The sequence below is a fragment of the Paenibacillus sp. J22FR83 genome, assembly GCF_059691955.1.
In genome coordinates this window covers 255,323-281,202 of the sequence record NZ_JCAUAM010000003.1, presented here as the reverse complement: position 1 = coordinate 281,202, position 25,880 = coordinate 255,323, and the positions used below count along the sequence as shown (strand labels likewise).

Annotated in this window: 17 protein-coding genes; all 17 read right to left on the bottom strand. The window is 44.6% G+C overall.

Annotation, left to right across the window (positions count from 1 at the left end):
- Positions 1 to 3: 3 nt before the first annotated feature.
- The 17 genes from AC58PV_RS07070 to AC58PV_RS06990 all read right to left on the bottom strand — a co-directional run bounded on the left by AC58PV_RS07070 (position 4) and on the right by AC58PV_RS06990 (position 25,805).
- A complete protein-coding gene (locus AC58PV_RS07070; RefSeq protein ID WP_497431564.1) occupies positions 4 to 1,791 on the bottom strand; it encodes a cache domain-containing sensor histidine kinase in 1,788 nt (595 codons plus the stop codon).
- A gap of 51 nt (positions 1,792 to 1,842) precedes the next feature.
- Complete coding sequence (gene yjfF / locus AC58PV_RS07065; protein WP_497431563.1) at positions 1,843 to 2,871, bottom strand: galactofuranose ABC transporter, permease protein YjfF; 1,029 nt, start codon at positions 2,869 to 2,871, stop codon at positions 1,843 to 1,845.
- Complete coding sequence (locus AC58PV_RS07060) at positions 2,855 to 3,895, bottom strand: ABC transporter permease (protein WP_497431562.1); 1,041 nt, start codon at positions 3,893 to 3,895, stop codon at positions 2,855 to 2,857. The genes yjfF and AC58PV_RS07060 overlap by 17 nt, the downstream gene beginning before the upstream one ends.
- A complete protein-coding gene (locus AC58PV_RS07055; protein ID WP_497431561.1) occupies positions 3,882 to 5,402 on the bottom strand; it encodes a sugar ABC transporter ATP-binding protein in 1,521 nt (506 codons plus the stop codon). The genes AC58PV_RS07060 and AC58PV_RS07055 overlap by 14 nt, the downstream gene beginning before the upstream one ends.
- Positions 5,403 to 5,507: 105 nt before the next feature.
- Positions 5,508 to 6,539 carry an ABC transporter substrate-binding protein gene (locus AC58PV_RS07050; RefSeq protein WP_497431560.1) on the bottom strand — a complete coding sequence of 344 codons (1,032 nt, stop codon included), beginning with the start codon at positions 6,537 to 6,539 and terminating at the stop codon, positions 5,508 to 5,510.
- 197 nt (positions 6,540 to 6,736) lie between these two features.
- Positions 6,737 to 9,043 (bottom strand): family 43 glycosylhydrolase, encoded by a 2,307-nt coding sequence (locus AC58PV_RS07045; RefSeq protein ID WP_497431559.1) that lies wholly within the window; start codon positions 9,041 to 9,043, stop codon positions 6,737 to 6,739.
- Positions 8,944 to 9,525: a PA14 domain-containing protein gene (locus tag AC58PV_RS07040; protein WP_497431558.1), complete on the bottom strand. Its 582-nt coding sequence runs from the start codon at positions 9,523 to 9,525 to the stop codon at positions 8,944 to 8,946. The genes AC58PV_RS07045 and AC58PV_RS07040 overlap by 100 nt, the downstream gene beginning before the upstream one ends.
- Before the next feature lie 1,026 nt (positions 9,526 to 10,551).
- Complete coding sequence (locus AC58PV_RS07035) at positions 10,552 to 11,607, bottom strand: S-layer homology domain-containing protein (RefSeq protein ID WP_497431557.1); 1,056 nt, start codon at positions 11,605 to 11,607, stop codon at positions 10,552 to 10,554.
- 30 nt (positions 11,608 to 11,637) lie between these two features.
- Positions 11,638 to 17,079 carry a family 43 glycosylhydrolase gene (locus AC58PV_RS07030; RefSeq protein WP_497431556.1) on the bottom strand — a complete coding sequence of 1,814 codons (5,442 nt, stop codon included), beginning with the start codon at positions 17,077 to 17,079 and terminating at the stop codon, positions 11,638 to 11,640.
- A gap of 163 nt (positions 17,080 to 17,242) precedes the next feature.
- Positions 17,243 to 18,094, bottom strand: coding sequence for a helix-turn-helix domain-containing protein (locus tag AC58PV_RS07025; RefSeq protein WP_497431555.1), 852 nt, complete (start codon positions 18,092 to 18,094; stop codon positions 17,243 to 17,245).
- Positions 18,095 to 18,130: 36 nt separating this feature from the next.
- On the bottom strand, positions 18,131 to 18,352 hold the full coding sequence (locus tag AC58PV_RS07020) for a hypothetical protein (protein WP_497431554.1): 222 nt from the start codon (positions 18,350 to 18,352) through the stop codon (positions 18,131 to 18,133).
- Positions 18,353 to 18,374: 22 nt separating this feature from the next.
- Complete coding sequence (locus AC58PV_RS07015; protein ID WP_497431553.1) at positions 18,375 to 19,121, bottom strand: phytanoyl-CoA dioxygenase family protein; 747 nt, start codon at positions 19,119 to 19,121, stop codon at positions 18,375 to 18,377.
- Positions 19,122 to 19,565: 444 nt separating this feature from the next.
- Positions 19,566 to 20,768: a multidrug effflux MFS transporter gene (locus tag AC58PV_RS07010; protein ID WP_497431552.1), complete on the bottom strand. Its 1,203-nt coding sequence runs from the start codon at positions 20,766 to 20,768 to the stop codon at positions 19,566 to 19,568.
- Between the two features lie 248 nt (positions 20,769 to 21,016).
- The gene (locus tag AC58PV_RS07005; RefSeq protein WP_173112927.1) at positions 21,017 to 21,229 is read right to left on the bottom strand and encodes an alpha/beta-type small acid-soluble spore protein; all 213 of its coding nucleotides are present in this window, start codon (positions 21,227 to 21,229) and stop codon (positions 21,017 to 21,019) included.
- A 104-nt stretch (positions 21,230 to 21,333) separates the two neighbouring features.
- Positions 21,334 to 22,437 (bottom strand): glycoside hydrolase family 88 protein, encoded by a 1,104-nt coding sequence (locus tag AC58PV_RS07000; protein WP_497431551.1) that lies wholly within the window; start codon positions 22,435 to 22,437, stop codon positions 21,334 to 21,336.
- 24 nt (positions 22,438 to 22,461) lie between these two features.
- Positions 22,462 to 24,069, bottom strand: a complete 1,608-nt coding sequence (locus AC58PV_RS06995; RefSeq protein WP_497431550.1) for a response regulator — start codon at positions 24,067 to 24,069, stop codon at positions 22,462 to 22,464.
- A gap of 8 nt (positions 24,070 to 24,077) precedes the next feature.
- Positions 24,078 to 25,805 carry a sensor histidine kinase gene (locus AC58PV_RS06990; RefSeq protein WP_497431549.1) on the bottom strand — a complete coding sequence of 576 codons (1,728 nt, stop codon included), beginning with the start codon at positions 25,803 to 25,805 and terminating at the stop codon, positions 24,078 to 24,080.
- Between the last annotated feature and the right edge of the window lie 75 nt (positions 25,806 to 25,880).

The following is a 25,880-nucleotide window of genomic DNA, read 5'->3' as shown; positions in this document are numbered from 1 at the left end:
ACCTCATCCTGTTTTTTTAACAACTTGTACCAAAGGGTGCCTCACTTCAATGGTTGTCCCTTTGCCAAGTTCACTAAAAATTTGAAGGCCATAGGCCATCCCGTAGGTGAGCTGTATCCGCTCATTCACGTTGAACAAACCGATGCCATACTGATCTGAACGCTGTTTCTCACCGCTTAAAATCTGATTGAGCTCTTCCAATTTCTCCGGCGGAATACCTGCTCCATCATCATGGATACGGAAATAAATCATATCCATATGCCTCTGCGCACTTATGGTGATCGTACCTTTTCCCGTCCGCGCTTTGATTCCGTGATAGATTGCATTCTCAATCAACGGCTGCAATATGAGCTTAAGCACAAAGTATCGGTACAGCTCTTCCGAGATGTCGAATTGAATATCCAGCTTATCCATATAACGCGACATCTGAATAATCATATAACTTTCCGCGTGCTTTACTTCATCTCGAATCGGAATCCATTCATACCCTTTATTCAAGCCGATCCGGAATAAATTCGTTAGCGCCCCAATAATTTCAATAATATCGTCAGCTTCGTATTCCTGCGCCATCCATTGAATCGTATCCAGCGTATTGTAGAGGAAATGCGGTTTGATTTGCGCTTGCAGCACTTGCAGTTCGGCTTCCCGCTTCTTCTTCTGTTCCACATAGACAAGATTGATTAAATTGTTTATTTCTTCCAACATGTGATTGAAGCTATTGCCTAATTGGCCAATCTCGTCTTTACTTTTTGGAACGAAACGCTGATTTAATTCCCCGTTCTTCACATTGGTCATCAAACTCATTAATTTCCGTATAGGACGAATCAATGTCCCCGTGAAATACGTTGACAAGAAGACAGCCAGCGCCAAGGTAATAATCGTGACAATCAATGTATACAGTTGAATATCCTTGATAACCTTCTCATAATCATCATTGGGAATGACACCGATAAACTTCCAATTATTCGTATTGGAGTCATTATACAGGATGCGATATCGCTGATCTTTAATTGTCTGAGTAAAGCTTCCTTGTTGACCATTATGCAGCATATCACTTTGAATTCGATACACGATATTGTTCGTTGGGGCATACAGAATTTGGTCCTTGTAATCGAGTATGTACATAAAACCAGACTTGCCTAACTTCAGATTTTCGAATATCGACTTCAACATATCCATACGCAAATCCATCACAACAACACCTAGAATTTCACGACTCTGCGGGTCCTGCACGGCGTGGACTAAGGATAATACATCGTAGGAACTGTAGTTCTGTGAAGTGGCGACATTACGTCCAATGGGGTTACTAATGATTAGCGTCTCACCTGGTGCTTTCACTGCGTCCTGATACCAATCTTCTTCCGTTAGCGAATCACGTGTAATCCGATCCATTTCATAGGAAACATAGGACCCCTTCTGATTGACGAGCATAATGCCGGTTACTTCCTTGTTTCTCATCGCATACATCGTCATCATTTTGGTAATCTGTGTATGGTCCCCCGTTGACGGTCCTGGAACCGTAGCCATTCTCATAAACTGAGCGGAAGATGCATCCTCACTAATATAAGAGAGCACATCTTCTAGGTGACGAATATAGAGATCGACATTACTTTCAACCTGATGAATCATTTGCAGCGTATTCGCATCTGCCTGATTTTCAGAGAAAGTGCTGTAGGCCCTGCTCCCCCATAAACTTAACGCAAGAATGGAAATAAGAATAATAAGTAGAAAGATACTATTCAGCTTAAATCGGATGCTGCGATCCTGCCAGTAACGAATGAGTACACTCACCCCGATCCTCCTCTGTCGTATCTTCCTCTCTTTCTAGTTCATCTTATACTATCATATCTCAACGGCATTTTGGATTCGCTTTTTCAACTTTTTGCTCGTGGCTGGATTGCGATTTCTTTCCCTTCTTGCAACAATGGCACGCTGTAACGCAATGAAGGCAAACAGTAGGAATCCGATCACGATTTTCGTCCACCACGAACTAAGAGATCCTTGAAACATAATAATGGTTTGGATAACGCCAGCACTCAAAACCCCCAGCATAGGGCCCACTAAATAACCGAATCCACCTGTTAGCAAAATACCGCCAATCACGCAAGCCGCAATCGCATCCATCTCTCCGCCCATCAAATGCAAGCCATAGCCAGATAGCATATAAAAAGTAAATACGATGCCACTGATTGCGGAGCAGAAACCACTAATCGTGTATACCGCCATTTTCGTTGCATACACGGGCAGTCCCATTAATTCTGCGGACCGTTCATTCCCGCCAATTGCATATACATTGCGGCCAAACGCTGTGAATTTGGACACGTAGATCGCTGCTGCTACCGTTACTATAGCAATAACAACACCAACCGAGATCGAACCGCTGCCTGGCATTGGAATTCGGTAGTTCGAGATTGCGCTGTAGATCGGATTATCGATCACAATACTTTCAGGACTAATTAAGAAGCACGTGCCTCTTGCCAAAAACATACCGCCGAGCGTAACGATCCATGGATGAATGTTAAATCGGCAGATCAGATACCCTTGTACATAGCCAAATCCTGTTCCAAGCACAAGCACGGATGGCATGACGACAAACGGATGAATACCTGCTCGCAACATCACGGCAGAGATAACACTGATTAAGGCAATTAAGGAAGCGACTGATAAATCAATTCCGCCTGTAATAATAACGAATGCCATACCTGTTGCTACAATAATAAGGAAGGCATTATCTACAAATAAATTCAGAAATACTTGCATGGAGAAAAAGCTATCAAACATCGCTGAACCACCAACGTACAGCGAGAGGAATAAAACAATCGTCGCTAGAATGGTGATGTTAGCCGATGTAATTCTAAATCGTAGTTTCATTAACAAGCACCTTCTTTTCACTTTTTCTATGGAATAGATTGTTCAATTTCAACGTTAACACTTCAGATTGAACCAAGCTTACAAGAATAATCACAACAGCCTTGACGACCATTACGGATTCGGAGGGAATGCCTAGTGTATAAATGGTGGTCGTCATCGTTTGGATGAAGAGCGCTCCTAAGACAGTACCACCTAAGTAAAACCGACCTCCTCGCATCGAGGTGCCCCCAATGACGACAGCTAGAATGGCATCTAGTTCAAACCATAGCCCCGCATTGTTGGAGTCCGCTCCCGTAATATTGGAGGAAACGATAATACCAGCAAGCCCGGCGCAAAATCCACAGATCATATACACCGTCAACATAATGCGGCTTGCGTGAATACCTGTAAACTCACTCGATACGCGATTGGAACCAACCGATTCCACAAACAAACCAAATGCCGTCTTTCGTGTGATGAAATAGAGCGCTAGAAAAACAAAAGCTGCAATAACAACAGAGAAAGGGATGCCTAGCAAATAGCCACCACCTACAAACCGGTAGGCTTTATTGGAAATCGTAATGATTTGCCCTCCCGAGATGAGCTGCGCGATGCCACGTCCAACCGTCAACAGAATCAGAGTTGCGATCATCGGTTGTATCTTCAGCTTAGCGACCAGTATGCCGTTCCAGAATCCGCAAAGCGCACCAATCGCTAAACCTGCGCTTAACGCGAAAACAAATGGAACGTGCTTTTGCATGAGAAAAGCAGCTAGGGAAGCTGAAATGGCTAAGACAGACCCTACGGAAATATCAATGCCCTCCATCGCAATGACTAGCGTCATTCCCAGTGCAATAATTAATATCGGTGTTCCACGATTTAGAATATCAATGAGACTCCCGAATAAGTGACCATCTTGCATCCGAATATTGAAAAACCCCGGTGTAAAAAAAGCATTAAAAATCAAGATGATGATAATGCCGACAGAGGGCCATAATAACTTCTTTTGTGCCAAAATCTCGTATAGGGTGTTAAATGGCTTCATCTCTGCTCCCTCCTTCTGCGATCATATGCATAATCCGTTGCTCCGTAATCTCTTCGCCCGTCAACTCGCCAATAATGTCGCGATCTCGCAGTACCATGACCCGGTCACAACACCCAATAATCTCTTCCCATTCCGATGTAATCATCAGGATTGTCATGCCTTCCGCAGCAAGCGACAATATTAATTTGCGTATTTCCGCTTTGGAGCCAATATCAATGCCCCGTGTCGGTTCATCTAGGATAAGCAACTTCGGATTCGTAGCTAACCAACGGGCTAAAATGGCTTTCTGTTGATTCCCTCCACTGAGTTGATCAATACGTTGTTCCATACTGGACGCTTTAATGTGCAGCAGTTTCGTATAATGGTTAGCAATTTCCTGCTGCTTCCGCAGGGATAACGGCCTGAACAATCCACGTTTGGCTTGCAACGCAAGTACGATATTTTCCCGGACCGTCAACTCGCCGACAATGCCTTCCACCTTACGTTCCTCTGGGCAAAAGGCAAATCCATGTTCAATCGCTTTCATGGGAAACATCGCTCTCATCTCTTCACTGCCGATGGATATAGCTCCTTCATCTGCTTTATCAATACCAAAAATCAGCTTCGCCATTTCAGTCCGCCCTGATCCAAGCAGCCCAGCAAGTCCGAGAATTTCACCTTTATGCAACGTTAAATTGAAAGGGTTAATTGAACCTTTGCGTCCCAGTTGCTTTGCGGATACCCATACTTCATTTTTCTTCATGCCGACGACTTTGTTCTTGCTCTCTTCTTCTTGCCACTCACGGCCAATCATCTTGGAAATTAACTGCATACGCGGAAGTTCTTCCGTCGGATACTCTCCTACCAGTTCACCATTTCGGAGGACGGTAATGCGATCAGACACCTCATACACTTGATCCATGAAGTGAGTAACGAAGACAATCGCCATGCCTTCATCTTTCAATTTGCGCATAATTCGGAATAGCTCTTTTACTTCTTGTTGATCAAGACTTGAAGTTGGCTCATCTAGAATCAAGAGACCAGATGAAATATCGACCGCACGCGCAATCGCAATCATCTGTTGAAGGGCGATGGAGAATTCGGCCAACGGCTTCGTGACATCAAGACGGATACTCAGTCGCTCGAGCAGTTCCTCCGATTGGCGATTCATCGCAGTCCAGTCGATAGCACCGCCCTTTTTGCGTGGCTGCCGACCGATAAATAAATTTTCCGCGACAGAAATATTGGGGCAGAGATTAACTTCTTGATACACCGTGCTAATCCCCAGCGCTTGCGCATCCTTCGGCGATTTAATGCGTACGTTCTGTCCGTTAAGGAAAACTGTGCCTTTATCCATCTCATAGACACCTGTCAAAACTTTAATCAAGGTGGATTTCCCTGCGCCATTTTGTCCCATTAATGCATGAATTTCTCCTCTACGAAGCTGAAAATCCACATTCGTTAAAGCTTTGACACCAGGAAAAAATTTACTGACTCCGCTCATCACTAACAAGGGATGTTCTTGCATACGGCACTCGCTCCTCTATCGATTTATGAAACGAAATCAAGAGCATCGAATTCGCTCTTGATTTCGTTTTCTCTCTATAACTCCTCTATCTGCTTGAGCAACTAATTAGTACTTACGGTTTGGAAGCGCATCGATTGCTTTTTGACCAGAGAACACGTCTTCATTGGATTTAATCCATTTCGGTACGGTTTTGCCTGCTTTCAAATCTTTCGCAGCTTGATACAGTTGTGGTCCTAGCAATGGGTTACATTCTACAACTGTATTTAATTTGCCAGCTTTAATCGCTTCGAATGCTTCTTTAATGCCGTCGATGGATACGATTTTCACATCAGTTCCTGGCTTTTTACCTGCTTCTTCAATCGCTTGAATTGCGCCTAATGCCATGTCATCATTGTGAGCGTACACGCCTTGAATATCTTTACCTTCTGGCGATTTCAGAATCGCTTCCATCACTTGTTTACCTGTTGCACGGTTGAAATCACCGCTTTGGGATTTGACGATTTTAATGTTTGGATGCTTCTTCATTTCATCATCAAAGCCTTTTTTGCGATCGTTCGCTGCGCTCGCGCCAACTGTTCCTTCAAGCTCGACGACATTTCCTTTATCACCCATATGCTCAGCCAATGCTTTCGCCGCATTCTGACCTTCTGTAATGAAGTCAGAACCAATGAAGCTTGTGTACAAATCTTCGTTTTTCTTATCGATGCCACGGTCAACTAGAATAACTGGAATTTTCGCGTCTTTCGCTTCTTTCAACACAGCTTCCCAACCCGTTTCAACAACAGGGGCCATGGCGATGACATCCACCTTTTGCGCGATAAATGAACGAATTGCTTTGATTTGGTTCTCTTGCTTCTGTTGCGCATCGGAGAACTTCAGTTCAATCGTCGGATCCGCTTTAGCTGTATCTTGGATGGACTGTGTTTCCGCACCGCGCCAGCCGCTTTCCGCACCAATTTGTGAGAACCCGACGACTAGCTTGCTATCGCCTGCTTTGGCTGGCGCTTCCGATGTCTTTGCCGTTTCAGGCGCTTTCGTCGCCGAAGTTGTTTCTGTTTTGGTCCCGCATCCGGATACCAATGTCGCTAAAACCGTTGCTGCCACTAGGGCCCCCATGAATCTCTTTTTTTGCACCATTTGTGTTTCCTCCTCTAATTAAATGCTTACAATGTCATTGTAGCTTTCTGCGGTGTAAGCGTCTTTACACGCAGGAGTGATTTTTTGCACTATTCCGTCATACCCACTGAAAAGCGGGGCAATGATGCAAAAAGAGGGAAAAAGAGGCAGATCCTATGGATCCGCCTCTCCCTGTAACGCGCTAATTCTATTTCATACTATTGAATAATAGCTCTTGCTAATGCCGCCAGATCGACAATATCAATGACACCATCATGGTTCAAATCTAACTTCTGTATCTCAGACCAATTCGGGCTGGAAGAAGTGAGGCCATAGCTAAAGGCAAGAATACCGAGATCTCCGATACTCACTTTGCCATCTCCGTTAACATCCGGCGAGCTTGGCGTTCCGCCACCTGTCACTTGCAGGTTAAAAGCGATAGGTGCTAGTAACGTCTCCACACCTTTCCCGTTGCCAATTCGTGCTGGCGACATGGCAATGCTCGTACTGACTGTCGTTTGAAGGGCTTTCCACTTCAGCGTAAGCAAATCTCCGTCTGTGGTTACTGCATTCGCTGCGCCAAGGCTAGCAAGGAGGATATGCGCTTGTCCTGGGGCAACCTTTTTAAATCCAAGAACAGTGAGGCCTTCCCTCTTCGAAACGGCATCGAGCAGATCGACCTTATCCGCATCATAGGTAAGGAGCAAATCTTGCGCGTATACCGCATCTTCCGCTCTACTTGACACATGCGTCAAGCCATATGTCGTCTCAAATTGTTGGCCAGCTTGAACAGCTGTCACACCCGACAATGTCCCTGTAATTTGATGCGTATCTATAACATTCGGTACATCTGCCTTGTACATCGTTAAATAGTCCAAATTCACATTACCGATTGAACTATTATCAATCCGGTAACTGATCACATTTTTACCTGCTTGCAGATGCAAACGCTGTGAATCGGTAAACCATTCATCCCAGCTTATTGCTGTTTTATCTGGTGCAATTGATTTTGTAAAGGTGCCATTGACATAGATATTGATCTTCGCTCTTCCAGGTAATTGCGTTGTGGGGTTATTCGTCGATTCCCCGTTTACTTGAACCCCATAGGCATAACGTGTACCGACGATATAATCGCCAGTTTCTTGTGCCTGCACGACGAAGCTAGCTTCAGCTCCAGAACTTGTTGGTAAATGGATATAACCTGTGCCTTGATAGTTGGCATGCGTATTTTCCGAAGTAATATCACCGTGAACAACTGCATTTTCAGCTTGATACATGTCTCCTTGACCAGGGTCGCCAGAAGGCAGGTTTTGCCATTCATTCGGTGCAATCGGCTGTCCAAAGTTAGGTGTTCCATCTGGATTCCAATCGAATTTCTTGATATTCACTTCACGCCACCAATTGCGTCCTGTATCTTTGTACACACGCGAATGATAGATCATCCAATCTTCCGTACCGTCAGCAGACTTCACAAATCCTGCTCTGGCAGGGCCAGATACTTCACTCGTTGCTACGAAAACATCATTCGTGCGCGACCACGAACTCGGATTCAATATATTTCCATCCGTATTCATAAAATAGGACAATCGATAGCCATTGGACGCATAGTCACCTTCTGACATGGTGATAAATATTTTGCCGTCCTTTTGTAACACACGAGGACCCTCACCGCCACCACCAGGTAAGAACGAGCGATCTACGGATATCGTATACGGATTATCCATCGGAGCGATGGCGGGACCAATCGGTTCACCAGCGCCTAACGTTCCCCACACAGCATACAATTGGCCTTGATGCTCAAAGACTGTGAAGTCATTCGCTTGCTTACTAACGCCGTTCTCACCGGCATATATAGCCCCTTTATCTATGAATGGGCCTTGCGGATCCGAAGTAGTCGATTCCAATACCGTTGCCATATGTTGGTATCCGGAATCCTGCCGATCTGCACAATAGTAGATGTACCATTTGCCATTAAAGAAGAAGATTTCTGGTGCGAAAATACGTGTTTGCGTTCCCAACGAATCAAAGACAAGCACCTTTTCACCTTGATCGGTCAGTGTGCGTGACTTGGATACATACACTTTATTATTGGAATCCAAATTGCTGGAGGATACGAAGTAATAATAACCGTCATGATACGTTACGAAAGGGTCCTGCCCTTGATACAGCGGGTTGTTAAACTTGCTAAATACCGATTTGCTTGTGACACCCATTTCTTTCATAAAAAGAGATCTATCCACCGATACGTTTTGAATCGTTTGCGAGAGCAGCGTCACCTTCTCATCGTCCGTCAGCGTTTGGGCATCGATGGTGTTCAGCGTTGTCTCAGCAGTAACTTTCGTTGCTTGAAGGTCGTTTAAAGCACCTGGAGTTACTTCACCTGCAAAGTTGCCTGTTAAATAATCAATCTTTTGAATTTCTGCCGTTAAATCTGCTTTCTTAGAGGGAAGGATATGATCTGAGGGCAGATACAGGGCTGATTCGGGCACGACTTCTCGTTGTTGGCTCGCACTTTCCCATTCCATACGCAGCCAGGAACCACCCCAACCTTGATATCGTAATGCTTGCCTGCTTCTAACGAAATAGCCACACTATCTTGCGGTTTATCCCACGTTTGTTGCCAGAAGTCAATAATCTTCTCGCCGTTAATCCATAATCGAAAACCATCATCACCAACCATATGGAACGTGTAGTCCTCAGTATAGGTAGGAACAATCGTGCCGGTAAACCGCGCCGTATTGTAATCGGGAGTCCCCGACAATTGATTGAAAATACTTGTAAACGAATCCCCATTCAGATTCGCTATCGCTCTTTCTCCCCGAAAGTTATCAAAGTTAAACACCGTAATATCTTGACGATCGTCCGGATTTTTTTCGCATTTAAAGAAATCTCCCATTAAACCATGACCATCCGAAGTTGGATCTGCTGCTCGAACGTTCGACGGTACGTTTACCGTGCCTGTAACAAGAATGCAGGCCATAAGTATGCCGATGACTGCTTTTTTCATGTGTTGCTCCTCCTACGTTCTCGAATTCATTTCTATCGCTGCATGCCAGTAACACAACCGATTGGATTCCTACGTTTCCCTCCCCAGTGCCTCCTTTCGTCAAACGTAACGCTTGCCTTAAACTTAGCATATTTATCCAAATTTAGATTTGTAATATCCCGTGCTTTTGTTCAAATTTCTTCCTTTTGCTTATTGAGCGTAGGGCTGGAGCTGGGGCTGGGGCTGGGGCTGGGGCTGGGGCTGGGGCTGGGGCTCCCATTTATTTGAAACCCAGCTACTTAACTGACCACCCTATTTCTATTTCTATTTCTATTTCTATTTCTATTTCTATTTCTATTTCTACTTCTACTTCCACCTCTACTTCCAACACTACCTCCTACTTCTACCCACAAACCTCTCACCACCCGCCACGAACAAATTAGATGGATTTTATGTTGTTATTTCTGCTGATTTTCGCTCTTTTGGAGCAATAGATGGATTTTCTACAGCTAATTCCCTCCTCAATCCACTAATCCGCCAATTCCTATCAAATTAGCTATAGTTTTTCCATCTATTCACTAAATCTCACGGAAATCAGCAAAATTAACTGTACTTTTTACATGTATTTGAAACCCAGCTACTTAACTGACTACCCTACTTCTACCTCTACTTCTACCTCTACTTCCACCTCTACTTCCAACACTACCTCCTACTTCTCCGCACAAACCTCTCACCACCCGCCACAAACAAATTAGATGGATTTTATGTTGTTATTTCTGCTGATTTTCGCCCTTTTGAAGCATTAGATGGATTTTCTACAGCTATTTTTCACCTCAATCCACCAATCCGCTAATTCCTATCAAATTAGATGTACTTTTTCCATCTATTCACTAAATCTCACGCAAATCAGCCCAATTAACTGTACTTTATACATTTATTTGAAAGTCGCTCAGAATTCCGCGCCTAGCGGACTCCCTCGCTGCCCGAATCCCCGCCCCCCGCGAAAAAAAGGCCTCCAGGTTGCATTCCCTGAAAGCCTTTTTCGCATTATTTACTCGCCGACAAGTCTGGCGACTTCATTATGTTATACATCAGCATCGCTGCCTGCGCACGATTTGTTGACTCTTTCGGGTGAATGCCATCCCCGTAGCCGTGGACGAGCCCCATTTTGACCAAGGTGGCTACACTGTTTAACGCATAGTCGGAGATATCTGAAACATCGTTGAACGGTTGCAGGATGGTTGCAGCATCTTGTTGACTCGCAAGTTTTGTCACTTGTGACAATGCCCGCTCCGTAAGCACCATCATATCTTCCCGTGTAACAGAAGCTTGTGGATGGAATTGATTGCTCTCATCTCCCTGGACGATGCCTAGTTCTCTAGCCGTATGGATGGCTTCCTCATAGTATTTCCCCTGTTCGACATCCGCAAAGTGCGCTCCCGCTCCACCTTTTAGATTGAGTGCTCTCATTAATAGCACAACATAATCCGCACGTGAAACAGGAAGTGCTGGGCTGAAGACACGATCGCTAGTACCGTTCACAACACCTTTGTCTGCTAAGAAGGTAATCGCTTTTTCCGCCCAACTGAAGTCATCTAAATCATCAAACGGCAGTGAGCCGTCGATTCGGAATTCAGTTTTGACCTCTGTCTGTTGATTGGTACTAGCCAAGTGGGAATCAACCGATTTCACTTTACTTAGGGACAGGTCAGCTTTCCCTTGGCCGATGGCCTCGAACACTAATGTGTACAACGTTTGATCGCCGCTGTCTCCATCTACCTTCCCAACCCGCGTGTGTGCCAGCTGTATGTGATTATCTTTCACCACAGAGGGTACAGAGAAACCAGGTATTTGCGTTGTTGCAGACTTCAAAGTAAGTCGTGATGGGTCAAAGTCCACATTCAACTCATACGCATAAAGATCTTTCAATTCATGACCCTTAATGACCACTTCGACCTTATCTCCTTTGGAAGGGGTTGGGTTTGAAACTGTCAGAGTATATGATGGCGTTGCCGTTTCGTTTGCCGCAAATGCACTAGGTAATACAGCACTTGTGGTGGTAATTAACATTAGACAACCTACAAACCATTTATGAAATGTCATGTCGATATGTTTCCTCCCTTACCTATCTCCTTATTGCATAATTTCACTAGCAACAATGGAAAGATCTTCGATATCTACTTGATTATCTTGATTAATATCCGCCTTCACGGCATCCGCATCCCAATCGGCATCGCCTAGCTTTTTGCCATAAGAAGCCGCTACCATAGCCAAATCACCAATGGTAACACCCGCACTTCCGTTGATGTCCGTGTGATAAACAGGTGGACCCTCAGGTTGTACATGCTTAAGAATGAGTCTGTCGATCTCGGCAAAATTCGTCTTCTTCGTTAATTTAATCGTATTCAAACCTTGATTCAAAATTATCGTGATAGCAGATGGGTTATAACGTCCCCAACCATATTGCTTGTAATCAATAACTTGATTGGCGCCATCATTAACGGAAACATCCTGCTGCGCAACAACTGTGCCTCCAGTTCCGTTGGCAGCCATGACTGTCATTTGGTAAGTACCTGATTTCTCCACGTTTACTTGAAATAAGATATAGTCGCTCCCAGCGGTGTCCACATGACCAGCTACTTTGCCACCCGAAGCTTCGTCGGAATTGTTAATTCTCACCGTACCGCCAAGAGTCGCATCTTCCGCTTCATAGCTGTACATGGAGATCGACGGTGTACCTGATGGCTCCTGAAGCAATGCCCCATAAGCTGCTGGCGTGCCAAAGTTTGGCGTGCCATCTGGATTCCAAGTGAACTTCTGAGCTCGAACAGATCGATTGCCCCAGCTTCCGCCCGATTTCAGATCGGCATGATACACGATCCAATCTTCCAAACCATCCGGCGACTTCGTAAAAGAGTTATGTCCTGGACCGAATGCGCCAGCGGATTTGCTGAATACTGAACCTGACTTCGTCCATGAAGCAGGATTCAGAACATCCCCATCGGTATTCGTCAACATTCCTAAATTGTAGTTATCCGTCCAACTACCGCTTGCTGAGTATACGATAAAGATCTTACCGTCTTTGATCAGAACTTCCGGAGCTTCATTAATCGTCGGCGTGCCATCAAGCTCCCAAGCTTGATCAGGTGATGATAACAACACGCGTGGACCACTAATCGTCCATGGATTGCTCATCGGCGCGATGTAAATCTTTTGACTCACATTCGTATCGCCTTCCCAACCCGACCATACGAAGTACATGGAATTATCGCTCTTTACAAAAACAGTGCCATCAATCGCCCATTTGTCTGTGGCATCGGCGATTTTACCTTTTAACGTATAGCTGCCTTGCGCGTCCAACGTATCGCTTTCTAACACATACATGCGGTGATTGATGTTATTGCCGTCATCCGCTGCGAAATAAATGTACCATTTGCCATTGATGTTCTGAATCTCAGGTGCCCACAAACCTTTGGAATAATTTTGTCCACTAGGCGGGGTATAGACCGTAACACGTGGCTCGATGCCGATATCCTGAAGGCGCTTCGCTTTCACGACTTGAATCGCAGCATCATTATCCGATTTGACATAATAATAGTAGCCATCCTTGAACACTACACTCGGATCCGCCGAACCAGCTCCGCTAGATACCGGAACGATCGGATTCTTGAAGGTGCCGCTATCTGTCACTGTGATAAGGGCCGAAGCTGTTTTCCCACCCGCCGCTGTGACTGTAACCGTCGCGGTTCCTTTATTAATTCCTTTCACATTACCACTCGTATCCACTTGCACAGTGCCCGTGTGGCTAGAACTCCAAGTAAGCAATTGATTGGAAGCATCAACAGGTGAAATGGTTGCTGTCAGTTTTTTGGTTTCATCTACTTTCACAGTCAATGTTGATGCATCTAATGAAACTGTATCTACACTTTTCCCCGCATAAATAGGGGTTATAGCTTGTTTGGTTAGCTGGGCATGTGACCATTTCACATGTAAACTCGCATCGCCGCTTGCGTGAACATATTCAACTTTCACCGGGTATTTTTCACCAGCTGTTAGCGTAATCGTACCGCTTTTCTCTTCTTTCGTGCCGCTTGTTTTCTCAACAACCAACGTGTCACCGATCCACACTCTTGCAACATTATCGCTATCCACGTAAATCGTGTGCGACCCTGAATTCGTCGGCTGCACCGTTCCCATCCAACGTGTCGAGAAATGATCCTCACCGATACCGACGGTTGGGTCTGGGGAACCTGTTCCCTTCTCATTGCCAAGATCCCAATCAATCTTCGGTGTGAACGATGTTTTAGCTAGCGTTGTGAAATTCTCGTCCTTGAAATAGCTTACATTAAACACTGGCAACGTATTGAAAGCTGCTCCCGTTAACGCTTTAATGTCGTTTACATCCCATGGGTGTCCATCTGGATAAGTGATCCCATGGAAAGGCATTGTCGGCTCTGAAGTTAACGGATTCGTATCCGATCCCCAAGGGAACCGTGTGTTATCTCGACCGATACCGAATTCCCACATAACGAAGCCAATATCTTTTTGTCCATAATGTTCCACAATGCCTGTCACCGTTTGCGTCGATCTGTTCATCGCTTCATCCGCAAGGATTCCCTTGCTGACACCATAAGGTGTTGGGTAATCGGACTCATACGGATGCCAAGTAATGAAATCTGATGTAGGATCACCGCTAAATTGGCCACCAGTTGAGGATACCGGGTGATTCGTATCGATCTCTTTGATCCAAATGCGTGCATCGTTCATAATTTGCTTCGTGATTTGATCCATCAGTCCGCTTTCACCATTGCTCGGCTCATTGTAGATGTTCCAGAAAGCAATACGCGCATCATCCTTATGCGCACCGACAATGCCTTGTACATAGGATTTTAATGCTGCTTTATTCGCTGCATAATTAGATTTAACTGCATCGCCTGGACCTTCTACCCAACGGCTGTTATGCGCACCATATAGTGGAGCTAACTGAGGCCCCATAACCGGATTGTCATTCCAGCAATCATCGAAAAAGGCAAGTTCCACTTTGATACCGTGCTTATCGGCAAGTTGCAAGAAATCTTCCAAATTCGCTAACAACTTCGCGCTATTGTCTTCCCACAACAAGTTATGCACGAATACACGTACAAAATTGATCCCATACAATGCCGCATAGCCTAATTCTCTATCGTTGATATCATGATCGTATTCATTCCACTGCTGAATCTGATTCACAACATTCGTCGGCACGAAAACTGCACCTTGCACCCACGACCAGTCGTATGTTGGCATCTGAACGTCGCCTAAGTCTGTCACATGAATATTGTCATAACTTGTAGCAACATAATGCGCTCTGACACCAATGGCTCCAGTTGTATAGGTCGTATCTACAGCACTTACGATAAGCTCGTTATTGATATAAATATCGATATGACTGCCTACTGCCTTCACTTTCATCCGATAGACTGTATTCTGCGTGACGGGGTAAATGATGGAAGCAAGTTCTTTCCAGTTGTTATTCAGTCTTCCCAATTGCACGCGTCCATTAGAGGTAAGACCTGCATAATACCCTTTGAGATTATCTCCGCCATTACTTGGATCCGTAACTCGGAAAATTAAGCCTGCATTATCGTTATTCACACCATTTTTCAACGTAATATCAGCTTCGTATTCAAAGTTATCGAAAAAAGTGCCACTTGCAACGGACTTAAAGCCAGGACCTTTATCCGTTATTTGATAAGCCTTACCTGTTACATTCCATGTTCCTTGATATGTCGTCCAGCCGTTCGCATTGTCATCGTTAAAATCATCCAAAAATGTATGGCTGACTAACGTGAACGTTGCACTCTGAACCGTGGAATTCAACATGCCATTTCTCGTTGCAATAGCTTTCACCGTCGTAGTTGCACTCAAAGTAATTGGACCATTATAACTAGGTGACGCCGCAGACGGTTCACTGCCATCCGTCGTGTAGTGAATGTCCGCACCGACTGTCGGGCTCGTTATCGTAACAATTTGCGAACTAGGGAAAGTCCCCGAATTCGGACTAATCACCGGCGCTGCCACGGGTAGAACAACAGGCGTTAACTGCTTCAAGGCAACATTATCATAAGAAACTTGTTGATTCTCATTCCATGCTCGCAGTCCAACTGAACCCGTAGCGTACGTAGCATCTGTAAAATCATAAACAAGCATTTCATTGACATAGATGTAAAAATGCGTGCCAATGGCAATCACTTTCAGATGTTTGTAGTCATTCGGCTTGACGCCGCTTACAACGACAGAGGCAAGTTCTGACCATGCACCTGTTGCTCCCGCAGCGCTCATCTTGCCGATTTGAAGCTTCCCGGCAGCATTCATTCCGGCGTAATAAGCATTTATTTTATCCACACCATCACCTGGCGCTGATGCCCGGAAAACCACACCGCTATTAGAAATTACTGCATCCTGTGGGTTCATATCGACTTCAAAAACAAAATCTTGATACACCCCGTCCACAACGGATTTGGCCCCTCTTGGATTAACAGCCACATAGTTATACACACTTTGCGTTACAGACCATGACGTTGCAACAGGTTGGCCCAAATAGTTCGTCCAGCCTTGCGCATCGCCATCATTAAAGTCATCGGTAAACGCTGGGGTACTATCCGCAATGATATATGAGGACGTCACTACGTTCGAGACCATTTCGCCTGCTTTCTCTGCATAAGCTTTCATAATGACATCGGATGTCACTGCGATAGGTGACGTATAAATAGGTGAATTTGCATTCGGCAGAGAGCCGTCAAGCGTATATCGAATCGTTGCTCCTGCGGTTGGCGTTGTGAGTGCAACGTGCTGCTCGCTATTGTAAACACCAGCAGGACTATCGAACACGGGAGCAGCCGTCTCTGTTGCCGCATACTCTTTGACCTCGAGATTATCAAAGCTCGTTGTCCCCCACCATGTTCGAAGACCGATAGAACCAGCGGAAGTAATTTGTTTGCCGTCATTATCAATCAAGTCAATCTTCGGCGTTAACATATCATCGACAAACACTTGAATGTGATTGCCTACCGCGACTACTTTCATATGACCACTTGAGTAAGGATAAGAGACAAGTTTCAGTTCCTTATATGTGTTGCCATCCACTACTCTAGAAAGCATAAGGGTTTTGTCTACACGCAGGGCAGCAAAGTAACCACTGTAACCATCTGCTACATCACCAGTAGCTCCAGTAACTCGGAATAACAACCCCGATTGATCTGAATTAATTCCCGATACCTGAAGATTTGCTTCATACACGAGATCTTTAAAATTGGTGTTCTGGAACACCGTCTTCGAGCCTGGAGAGCCAGTCGTTCTATACTGTTTGGCTGCGTTGACTGTCCAAGACCCCCTGTTCCCTGCATCGTTAGACCCATAAGTTGTCCAACCATCTGCAAGCCCGTCATTGAAATCCTCCCTAAACACAGGCAAGGGATCGCCCGCTGCTGCTGACACGGACGCTGTTGGCAATAACGAAATTGTCATGCACACTAACAGCATATACGCCCATGCTTGTCGAATCTTTTTGCGATGAAAAGCCACTACACGTTTCAACCGATTTCCTCCCTCTACAATCAACAATGTCATTGATGCTTATCTTTATTTTGACTGATGAACACTTTGATGTATTTAGATTATTTGGCATTCCTTTATACTTTTCCGACAATTCGCATGAAAAAGCCCAACCATAGTAAGCATGGTTGGGCTCTTTCTCTTCTTATTGTGTTTGATAATACGACTGTCTCGTTAGACGCACCTGTTCTCTATACTTGCCAGGATTGATCCCATACCTTTTTACGAATTGGTGACTCAGGTAGGAGGCATCCCCCAATCCACTTGCAGAAGCGATATCCGTTAGACTATCGTTGCTATTCTCAAGCATTCCCTTGGCTTTCTTTAAACGAAGCTCACGGATCATCTGCATCGGGTTCATCTGATATTCTTCTATGAAAATTTTATCCAAATAGTTCGTATTTAAATGCAAAAGATTCGCTAAAGTCTTCCTCGTGACTTTCTCATGAAAAGATGTATGAATATAAGAGATAACCTTCTCTAAACGTTCAACATTTTTGCCTGCCTGGAAACTGCGACGAACACGACCATTCTGGTCCCAGCTCTCCAACAAGGAATGAATTAATTGCATAGCAATACCTGATATTTCTAATTCGCGGAATGCCGAATCTTTTTTCTCCCACGCTGCCAAAAGCTTGTAAAAAATGGCGGAGTACGCCGCTGGATCCCTCAGGGTCATCACTTCAGTTATCGGATATTGACGGAACAAATCCACCTGATAACTGTTTCTCACATCGATTAACATCCAAAGGTGAAGACCTGGCGTCGCTGCTTTCTCAGCGAAAGGCACTCCCGGCGCGTGCAGCATCACTTGTCCGGACATCGCCGTCTGCGCCTTGCTGCCATCTTCCACCTCCACCTGGCCATCCATGATAAAACTGACAACCCAATATGGATATATCAGGTTTTGAATATCGATGTCCTTATAGAAGGCTTCCTCCACTTGAAATAAGCGAATATGCCAGTATTCGTCCATCAATCCCTTGGGATCCTTCACCCCGCTCACTCCTAACCATCACGTTCAAGCTCCTCTTTATGAAAGCTTCTCACTTACATATTGCCGTATTTGTTCGGAATTATCAAACCCCACCCACTTCCCATCGATGATGGCTGCAGGCTGCTGTCTACATCCGATGCACTGGCTCTGACACCGCTCCAATCGAACCTCATGGGCATCTTCCACCAATTCTCGCAAGACATGGCCGTATTCAAAGAGCTGAAAATTCCTCATACAACATAGTACCTGCTTTCCCATGATTATCCCCCTTCTATCCGAACTATACTTCCTCTCTGGACTGGAAGCGATCATACACGGATTTCCCACCTTGCGAGATCATTGGTCCATTCTTATACTCCGCGCCGGTTTTGGGATCTGTTGATCCTTCAACGGAATATTGAATGACGTAAGCTTTACGTGTCTCATTACTCCGATTTGGCGTACTACGGTGAAACAACAATGAGTGGAAGGCGACCATACTTCCTTTTTTCAAAGGTACTGGCGTTCCCTGAACGTCCCCGTAGTAACACAACCAACCGATGTCTGTTTTTACATGCTCAACCAGCCCTTTATGATGTGATCCCTCTTGAATCCAAATACAACCATTCTCTAGTGTCGCGTCTTCCAGTGCCAGCCAACAGGTTACATAGTGCATAGGCTCAATCGGTGCATAGCCATTATCCTGATGCCACGGAAAATCTCGATTAGCTTCTGGTCGTTTATACACAGATTGATCCCAGTACAGACGAATATCGGGTCCAAGAAGGGACGTCGTTATTTCTACAAAACGATCATCAGCCGTAAACTGCTGCAATTCGGGCTTCATAAAATTTAAACCAGAGGTAAAATTAATCTGATTCGGAATGTTGTTGAAACTTTTCCCAGCCTCGCTGAGACGACGCTCTGATTCTTCATCCAGACCATCAATGATGGTGCGTACGCGATCCATTTCATCCGTGGAGAATAAGTTTTCGAAAATGATAAACCCTTTTTCTTGGTATTGTTTCAGTTGTGCTTCTGTTAACATGCTGATATCGCTCCCTCGTTACTAAGAATTCCTACATGACCATCATCTTACAAATGGACCATGCTCACAATTTGCTCGCTACACTTATCTTTTGTGTTTTTTACTCTTTTTGTGGGAATGTGGAGGGAGGATATGACGGGGATTTGATCTATACGCCTCATTAAGTTCAAGAAGCCTCAATTAACTGGAAAACCTACAGTTATTTCCTCGAATATCACGATAAAAATCCATTTAACTGGAAAATATACAGCTAAAATCACCTTTTCTAGGGAGAATCAGCAAAACTGCTCAAATTAACGTCAGGTTTTACATCTATTTTGCTATCTAGGCGGAAATACGGAAAACTAACAACATAAAATCCATCTATTCGTCCGGAGCACGCTCCCAAAAAGCACAAAAAATGCTCGGGTTCCCCCGAGCATTTCCTAAACAAATATATTTTTCTCAAGCTTTCGCTTTTGCTCCCTTTTTGACTAAAAGGAAATAAGACAACATCGCTGCAGCGCTCGTAGTCAAAATAATGACACCCAGCGGAACAGCTGTGTGTTCACCGGCAATACCGACTAGCGGCGAAACGACCGCTCCCAGCAAGAAGGGAACGACGCCCATCAAAGCAGCCGCGCTGCCAGCCATATGCCCCTGGCTCTCCATCGCAAGTGGAAAAGCTGCCGTCGACGTAATACCGATAGACGCTACGAAGAAAACGAGCGGGATCACGAGTGCATAGAGCGGCCCGTGGAAAATGGCGACCAACAAAACGGCGATGCTGGCAGCACCAGCGAGATATAACCCCAGCAACAGGAAGAATTGCTCCGACACGCGATGAGCCATCCGTCCGACCAATTGCGAACCGATAATCAACGTGATACCATTCGAACCGAATAATAGGGCAAATACCGTTGGGGATACCCCATAAATATTTTGATAAATAAAAGGCGTGCCTGAAACGTAAGCGAATACTCCCGCAATCATGACCCCTTGTGCGAGCATATAGCCCGTAAATGAACGGTCACGCAAGAGCGATCCATAGTTGCGCAGTTGCTGCGCAAAATTGCTAGGACTGCGGCGGTCGACAGGTAAAGTTTCCTTGAGTCGCCATTTGGTCATGGCAAGAAGGAACATCCCCAGCAAGGCCAGAGCAATAAAGACACCAACCCAACTTGTTAGCGATAGAACGCCGCTCCCTGCTACTGGCGCAACTAGCGGGCCCAAATTTCCGACCAGCAAGAGTAGCGAGAAGAATTTGGTAAGCTCATGCCCGCTAAACATGTCACGTGCAATTGCCCGGGAAATGACGATACCTGCTGATGCAACAAATCCTTGTACGAGTCTAGCAATAATCAGTAACCATATACTTGGCGCGATCGCACAAGCTATGGACGCCACAACATAGAGTGCCATGGAAATGAGAAGCGGCTTGCGCCTGCCATGTACGTCACTGAGCGACCCCATAACTACTTGGCCAACGGCTAATCCCAGTAGACAGGCAGTGAGGCTGAGCTGCACTTGGGAGGCAGTTGTACCGAATTTCTCCACAATCTGAGGAAAGGCTGGTAAATACATATCAATGGTAAAAGGCCCGAGTGTTGAAAATAAACCGAGCAGCAGTGCTAATCTGACGGCATGCTGATTGTTCTTGTTAGTCATTTTATTAGTTTCTCCTATGCTCCTATTCCATATCCGGAATTTTTCTCTGTATGTGGTATCACCATAACATAACTGTATTGTTTATGACAACAGTTAAATATTGCGTCGGTTGATTTACCCCCTAGTTCCTTAGTTGTACCTTCAGTTAGATGGGGCATCAGCGCCAGACAAAATAAAAAAGACTGCATTCACCCAAGGAGGAATAGGTGCCTGTAGTCTTTTGATTTTACCTAAAAAAAACGATCAACTTAGCGTCTGAAGTTTCCTGCGGAGCCAGAAAGTTGTTGTTCAGCGATTTGCACCAAACGCTTCGTAATCGTACCACCAATGGAGCCAGCATCGCGTGATGTTAGATTTCCATTGTACGCTTGAAGCTGAATCCCTAACTCTTGTGCTACCTCATACTTCAGTTGATCCAATGCTGCTTTTGCTTGTGGAACTGCCAATGTGTTGTTAGCCATAATTGTTATTCACTCCTTTTCTTGGTGTGATATTATCATGTGGAGTTTGCAAAATAATATACATGGATTTTTAATTTATTTTTCAAATAAATTCACTAACGTTTCTACGCATATTTCAGTTTCAATAAGGCTTCAACATAATAATAATCACCATAAATGAGTGAAGTATCCACGTAGATATCTTTCATATAATACCCGGTCCCATGCAGCAGTAACCCCTCGGATTGTTCTGGCCCCACCGTGTAATGACTGTGCAAAGCGAACAGTATGTCTTCAGCAGCCTGCTTATAACGTAATCCGCTAGTGTCACCAACAAGAGAAGCGATTTCTAAGAGTCCCGATGCAGCAATTGCGGCTGCTGAGGAGTCACGTGGCGCGTCATCCGAATTCTTAGGCAAGCGAAAATCCCAATAGGGTACCTGATCCGCAGGCAAATGATCAAGAAAGAATTCCGCTACTCGCTTGGCAGCAGTTAGGTATTTCTCTTTACCTGTGTATTTGTAGCTAAGTGCAAATCCATACAGAGCCCAAGCGGCCCCCCTTGACCAAGCGGAATCTGCCGCATATCCTTGACCAGCGAGTGCTCCTATACGAGCTCCTGTCTCAGGGTCAAACGCAACAATATGATGGACCGATCCATCCGCTTGGATAAATTCGTTGAGCACCATATCCGCATGAAACTCGGCAATATGGCGATACCGCGGGTCAGCTATCTCTGCTGAAGCCCAGTACAGCAGCGGTAAATTCATCATGCAATCAATGATCGCCCAGCCACTGTGATCTTCGCCTCCCCAATTCGGCCATGCTCGAATAAAGGAACCAACGGGATTAAATCTTCCGGCAAGTAAGCTTGCCGCCATGAGTGCATGCCGTTTGGCAGCTTCATCTCCCAAAAACTCATATTGCTTAATCGAGCTCAGCTCGAACATAAAACCAACGTCATGATGCAAATGCTCAAATTCCCATAGCGTTTGACTGATTTGCTCTTCACACGCAACCGCCAATGTTTGCAAACGTTCATTCTTCGTTTCGCTGTACACCAACCATAGCAGCCCTGGCCAGAATCCCGCTACCCAATCATGAGCCGCAGTCATCACGAAGCGGCCATTCTCGGTTCCATTCGGAAATGCTGCGCCTATGGTTTGACTTGTTTGTTCAATGTGATCTACAACTTGTTTCCAAGCCCTCTCTAACCATGCGTTTTCCATATTGGACTCCCCTTCTTTTCCCCATTATTGCTTTCTGAAAATATCCGGCGTCACACCATAATACTTCTTGAATCTACGAATAAAATGCTGTGGGCTTTGATACCCTACTTTTTCAGTGATTTCATAAATCTTAAAGGATGTTTGTTCAAGCAGTCTCTTCGCTTCTTCCATCCGTGCATGCAAAATGTATTCACTCAAATTTAAACCGGTGATCTCTTTATAAATTTTGGATAAATACACGGCGTGTAAATAAACATGCTCACTAATCGATTGCAGCGTAACATCCTTTGATAAATTCTGATGAATATAGGCTTGGATTTTATTGACCAGCTGTTGATGATTCTCATCATCGACTGTAGGTGCTTCCTCAATCAGGGCTTCGAGAATCAGAATGCACCATGCTTTTAATTGCTTAGCAGAATGAATGACACTATGTTCTTTATGGACGGAACTGATGCCAATGATATCTTCCAAGACCTTGCCCTTCTTATGAGCCAAAAATGTGAAACAACTCAGCATATGTAAGTAGGCTTCTCGGAGATGCGCGCGGGAGTCTGCTTGTTTTTGTTCCAATTCATGAAAAATGGCATGAAGTTTCTCATTCAATTTATCCAGATTATTGCTCTCCATCAGTTGGATTAGCATAGGCGCTTGATACAAGGAACGCAAAGGTTCCATTCCGCGGCTAGAAACGTCAAGCTTGTTCAAATTAATAACACCTTGACGTTCTGTTGCGCTAATAACCGTTGATACGACGGAAGAATAGATGGCATGAACTTCATCTGGGAACTGCGCAAGCGTCGAGAGGTAGATGGCGACTGTTCCTTTTAAATAACGATGAACCTGCTCCAATAAGAGGTTGGCAATCGATACCAGTCCCTCTTCACTCCATACCGTCCCCCCCGAATGAATCGGCTTGATCATCAAAGTGACATTGTCTTGCGGAGCTTTCCTCGTCCACAGACTGAAATGACTTTGCAGCAACTCCTCCGCCATATTCATGACCGCATATTCAAATAATTTCATATCAGATGGGTTGTACGACTCATAGAAATGGGGATCAAATTGAATCACCATGAGTCGAATACGATCACCGTGTGCAAATGGAATCTGATACATCTCTAGCTTTTCACTCAATTGTTTAGATGAGATATCTGCTCCTTGCAGGAGCTCGTTCAGAACATTTTCTTTGAGCAGGGGTAAATTCTGGTGGAGGATCGCATTGGCTTGTTTAAAAGCTTGAGAATGCTGTAAATCATTCTGGCGCTTAGCGATCACGCGGCTTACTGCATCGATGAGCAATTCATCGCGCACGGGCTTAATTAAATACTCTACGGCATGAAGCTCAATCGCCTTTTTCGCGTACTCAAATTCGGCATATCCCGTCAACAGAATAGCTTCAATTTTACGATTCGATGCGTTCATACGTTCAATTAATTCCAAACCACTCATACCTGGCATGCGTATATCTGTGATTACAATATCGATGGGATGCGCCTCCAATATGGCAAGTGCCCCCTGGCCTTCGTAAGCTTTATGAATGGTGGTTATCCCTAATTCTTCCCATGGTAAAGTAAGCGCTAATGTATCCACTTGATGCTTATGATCATCCACAATTAGTAATGAAAACATCTGTCCTCTCACTCCCCTGTTGCTTTCTCCCAGACCAACTCAATCCGCAATCCACCTAGAGCCGAGTTATCCAAGCGCATGCCGGAACGTATCCCGAAGTAATACTTGAAGCGATGATGCACATTCCAAATCCCTTTCTGCGGGGAATCATTGTGCTCATTTTCCGTCTTTGCTCTCAAGGCCATCAGAGCTTCCGTCGTTAATCCTGGACCATTATCTTCAATAATTAACCGGTACACAGGGCCATCATCAACCCCGACAATGGTGATCAGTCCATTCATCGAAATTTCCTCTAGGCCGTGTATGATCGCATTCTCAATAATGGGTTGAATAATGAGTTTGGGGATCTTCTTCGCTTTCATCGTCTCTGGAACCGCTATAATATACTGAAATTTATCTAGCTGGTGATTCATTATATTCATATAGTTGACTGCCAGCTCTAACTCGGTTCCGAGCGTAGTCTCCAACGTTTCATTACGGGTCGTATATTTATAGTAATCGCCCAAATTATGAGCCATCGCAATCACCGATTGATTCCTGTTCATTTTGGCCATATTTACGATATACGCCAGGCAATTGTAGAGAAAGTGCGGATTAATTTGTGATTGCAGCTGCTTCATTACAGCCTCTCTAGAGCGAATTTCTTCAGCATAGACACGCTTAATCAATTCGTCAATTTCCTTGGCCATATCGTTAAACGAATCGAACAATTGTCGGAACTCATCCTTTCGCAAGCTTTGAATGCGGTAGGAGAAATTTTTATTTTTGATATGTTCCGAGCTGCGAATCAGAATACGAATCGGTACTTGGATATAAAAATATAAGAAATAGGCGGCTACCATGCCTAATAAGAGAAGTAGAAACAAAATAAGATAAAATAAATTTCGGCTATGATTAACCGGTTTAAGAATTTCCTCCAAGGGTTCAATGTCCACCAAGCTCCAATTGATTTTGTCAGATGGAAGAACATACAGAATATATTTCTTCCCACTCAGCTCTACGATCGTCGAACTTTTCTGCATTCCCTTGGCATCATTGAAGTGAGACGACTGCAAAAGTTGCCCAATAAGATTCATATTCGCTGTACTATCATAGACAATTTGTTCGGAACTTCCATAGAAGAAGGCGTCACCAAAACCAGCTTCCTTAAACTCATCTAACAAGTTCGAAATATTTTTCGTGAAGAAATCGACACGAATAATGTAATCCGATTTCATGATATCCGTAGACTCGGCATGATAAGGCGAGGCGAAAAAACGTGAAAATGCATCCATTTTAACACCACTTATATCGACTTTCGTTAATTTCCAATTGGATGTATAATCCTTCAGAATATCGGTCTGATTCGTCACCGTAGCCGGGACGGTTGAAAGCGCAAGGTCAATCTTCGGAAAATAGAGCGTAATGATGTTCATAATTTGATTAGTAATACTGAATAAATTCAGCTTGCTTTCAACAGATTGCACAACATTTACACGGTCATAACCAGCAGGCGGCAACTCACCGTACGCAATTTTCTTAATCTCCGGATCTTTCGTAGCAAGAGTGGCGTAGATCATATTCTGATCCAACAAACTTTCGATTCTGTTGAGGAAATAGGACAACTTCTCTTCATTCCGGGTGTTGATTTGATTCTCAATAACTTGGACACTCTGCTTGTACGAATAGGCATATAGCGCAAGAATAACGATTAAACTCATGACAATAAGAAGGATCACGCGCTTGATTAAATTCATAAGCCTCTCCTTCCTACCTTCCGTTTGCTCTATTATACCAATTGAATTCGATTTATGGTTATCCTCATACAGTGA